At 76.7% G+C, this 3,930-nt stretch carries 2 protein-coding genes; both read left to right on the top strand.

What is annotated here, in order from left to right; genetic code table 11:
* Positions 1 to 723 (top strand): SDR family oxidoreductase (locus ACYVPE_RS39415; protein WP_461038665.1); only part of this gene is annotated, 723 nt, incomplete at its 5' end.
* 5 nt (positions 724 to 728) lie between these two features.
* On the top strand, positions 729 to 3,930 hold a 3,202-nt coding region (locus ACYVPE_RS39420), incomplete at its 3' end, for a beta-ketoacyl synthase N-terminal-like domain-containing protein (RefSeq protein ID WP_461038666.1).

Genomic DNA, 3,930 nt, shown 5'->3' on the forward strand with positions numbered 1-3,930 from the left:
GCCGCCACCGAGGACCCCGCCACCGCCCGCGCCGTCGACCGCGCCGCGCTGCGCGCCGCCTTCCTCGCCGCGGGACACGGCTCGCCCGCCGCCATCGAACGCGCCGTCTCCGCCACCCTCGCCGAACGCGAGGTCCGCGCCACCCTCGCCGAACTGCGCGCCCTCGGCAGCCCCGTCCGCTACCACTCCGTCGACATCCTCGACGCCGAGGCCGTGCGCGCCACCGTCAAGGAGATCCACGCCGAACACGGCCGGATCGACGGCGTCGTGCACGCGGCCGGCGTCATCGAGGACAGGCTGATCGCCGAGAAGAGCCCCGAGTCCTTCCGGCGGGTCTTCGCCACCAAGGTCGACGGCGCCCGCACCCTCCTCGACGCCGTGGACGCCCTCCCTTCAGGACCTCGGTTCGCCGTGCTCTTCGGCAGCATCGCCGCCGCCCTCGGCAACCGGGGCCAGAGCGACTACGCCGCCGCCAACGACGCCCTCGAGGAGCTCGGCCGCCGCTGGTCGGCGCCCGGCCGCCGCGGCCTCACCGTCCACTGGGGCCCCTGGGCCGCCGCCGAGACCAACGGCGGCATGGTCACCCCCGAACTGATGCGCTCCTACGCCGCCCGCGGCATCAAGCTGATCGACCCCGAGGAAGGCCCGCTCAGCCTGCTCCGCGAGCTGGCCTGGGGCGCCCCCGACACGCACGCGGTGGTCTACACGGCGTCCGGGTGGTGACCCCCATGCCGGACCACACCCCGGTCGCCGTCGTCGGGATGGCCGTCCTCCTCCCCGGCGCCGGCGACCTGGACACCTACTGGCACAACATCACCCACGGCGTCGACGCCATCACCGACGTGCCGGCCAGCCGCTGGGACCCCGACCACTACCAGCCGGCGGGACCACGGCGCGCCGACCGCGTCTACTGCCGGCGCGGCGGATTCGTCGACGAGGGCACCGAGTTCGACGTCACGAGGTTCGGCATCATGCCCCAGTCGGTGCCCGGCACGGAACCCGACCAGCTGATCGCCCTGCACGTCGCCGACCAGTCGCTCCAGGACGCCGGCGGCGACCGGGCGCTGCCCGCCGACCGCGCCAGGGCCGGCGTCGTCCTCGGCCGCGGCGGCTACCTCACCCCCGGCCTGGTCCGGCTCGACCAGCGGGTCCGCACCGCCGGCCAACTCGTCCACACCCTCCGCGAGTTGGCGCCCGAGCTGGACGAGGGACGGCTCGCGCGCATCCGCGACTCGTTCACCGGCCAACTCGGCCCCGAGCGGCCCGAGTCCGCGATCGGCCTGGTGCCCAACCTGGCCGCTTCCCGGGTCGCCAACCGCCTCGACCTGCGCGGCCCCGCCTACACGGTGGACGCCGCCTGCGCCTCCTCGCTGGTCGCCGTCGACCACGCCGTCCGCGAACTCGCCGCCGGCCGCTGCGACCTGATGCTGGCCGGCGGCGTGCACCACTGCCACGACATCACCTTGTGGAGCGTGTTCAGCCAACTCGGCGCGCTCTCCCCGAGCGAACGGATCCGCCCCCTCCACCGGGACGCCGACGGCGTGCTGATCGGCGAGGGCACCGGCGTCGTCGTCCTCAAACGGCTCGCCGACGCCGAACGCGAAGGCGACCGGATCTACGCCGTGGTCCGCGGCACCGGCGTGGCCAGCGACGGCCGCTCCGCCAGCCTCCTCAACCCCGACCCCGGCGGCCAGGCCCGCGCGGTACGGCTCGCCTGGGCGGCCGCGGGCCTCGACCCGCGCGCCCCAGGCGCGCTCGGGCTGCTGGAGGCGCACGGCACCGCGACCCCGGCCGGCGACCGGGCCGAACTCGCCACCCTCGCCGAGGTGTTCGGCCCACCCGAAGGGCCGCCCGCCGCCATCGGCTCGGTCAAGTCGATGATCGGCCACACCATGCCGGCGGCCGGCATCGCCGGCCTGATCAAGGCCGCGCTCGCCCTCCACCACGGCGTGCTGCCGCCGACGTTGCACTGCGAGGAACCCAACCCGGCGCTCGCCGCCACCCGGTTCGCGCCGCTCGCCGAGGCCACCCCCTGGGAACCGCCGGCCGACGGCGCCCCGCGGCGGGCCGGCGTCAACGCCTTCGGCTTCGGCGGCATCAACGCGCACGTGGTCCTTGAGGCGCCGGCCACGGCGCCGGCCGGCCCGGTGCCGGCCCGGCGCACCGCGCCGACCGCCACCGTCGTCGAACCGGAACGCGTGCTGCGGCTCGCCGCGGCCGACCCGGCCGCGCTCGGCGCGCTGCTGGCCGCCGACGACAGCACCGTGCTGGCCGCCGGCCTCGACGAGCGGATCGCCGACGCCGGGCCGGCCAGGCTCGGCATCGTCGACCCGACGGCGCGCCGCCTCGCCCTCGCCCGCAAGGCCGTCGCACGGGGCGCGCCCTGGCGCGGCCGCAGCGACGTCTGGTTCAGCCCCCGCCCGCTGCTGGGCCCGGGCGGCGGCAGGACCGCCTTCGTCTTCCCCGGCCTGGAGGCCGAGTTCGACCCCAGAGCGGACGCGCTCGCCGCCTGGTTCGACCTGCCGGGACCCGAATCGGCCCGGGTCGGCGACGTCGGCCGACACGGCGCCGCCGTGTTCCAACTCGGCCGGCTCCTCGACACCGCGCTGCGACGCCTCGGCGTCACCCCGGACGCGGTCGCCGGCCACAGCGTCGGCGAATGGACCGCCATGGCCGCGGGCGGCATCCACACCGCCGCCGAAGTGGACGCGTTCCTCGCCGAGTTCGACCCCGACGCGCTGCGGGTGCCGGGCGTCGCCTTCGCGGTGCTCGGCCTGCCGGCCGAGCGGGTCACCGAGGAACTGGCCGGCCGCGACGACGTCGTCCTCTCCCACGACAACGCCCCCAACCAGTCGATGGTCTGCGGCCAGGAGGCGGCCGTAGAGGAACTGGTGCTGCGGCTGCGCGCCGCCGGTGTCATCGGGCAGATCCTGCCGTTCCGCTCCGGCTTCCACACCCCGATGCTCGCCCCCTACCTCGACCCGATCAGGCACGCCGCCGAGTCCTACACGCTGCACGCCCAGACCACCCCGGTGTGGTCCGCCACCACCGCCACCCGCTACCCGGCCCAACCGGCCGCCGTGCGGGAGCTGTTCATCCGCCACCTGCTCGAACCGGTGCGGTTCAGGCCACTGATCGGCTCGCTGTACGACGCCGGCTTCCGCGCCTTCGTGCAGTTGGGCGCCGGGCAACTCGGCTCACTGATCGACGACACCCTCGCCGGACGCGACCGGGTGGTGGTCGCCGCGCACGCCCCCGTCCGCGACTGCCTCGCCCAACTGCGGCGGGTCGTCACGGCGTTGTGGACCAACGGCGCCGAACCCGACGCCGCGCCGCTCCTCGACCGCCGCGCCGCCACGGCTCGCCCGGGCGTCCGACTCGACCTCGGCGGCCGGCGGGTCTCGCTGCCGCGAGAGGCACGGGGCCTGCTGGCCGGTGGTGGCGGCGGCGATCCGTTGACGGCGTTCGACCACCCGGTGGCGGCCGAACTCTCCGCGCTGCTCGCGGAGACGGCGACGACGGCCGCCGCGTTGCTGTCGGCGACGGTGGGGGGTTCTCCCACCCGCCCACCCCTTCCCGCTCGCGGCGCGGCCGCTGGGCCGTCACCGGCGGCGGTTTCCCCCGCCCACCCGCGCAGCGCCGCTGGCGCGGCGGCGGTGGGTGCTGGGGGTGTGCCCGCCCACCCGCCCATTGGTGCGGGTGGTGTCGCTGGTGCGGCGGCGGTTTCCGCCTTCGGCGGGTCGCCTGCGGCGGCGGGCTCGGCCGGGGCGGTGGCCTCCAGTCGGCCGGAGCTGGCGGGGGGTTCGCCCACCGGCCCGCCCTTTGGTGCGCGCGGTGCGGGTGGTGTCGCTGGTGCGGCGGCGGTTTCCGCCTTCGGCGGGTCGCCTGCGGCGGCGGGCTCGGCCGGGGCGGTGGCCTCCAGTCGGCCGG

It is taken from the genome of Streptomyces mayteni (assembly GCF_054783955.1).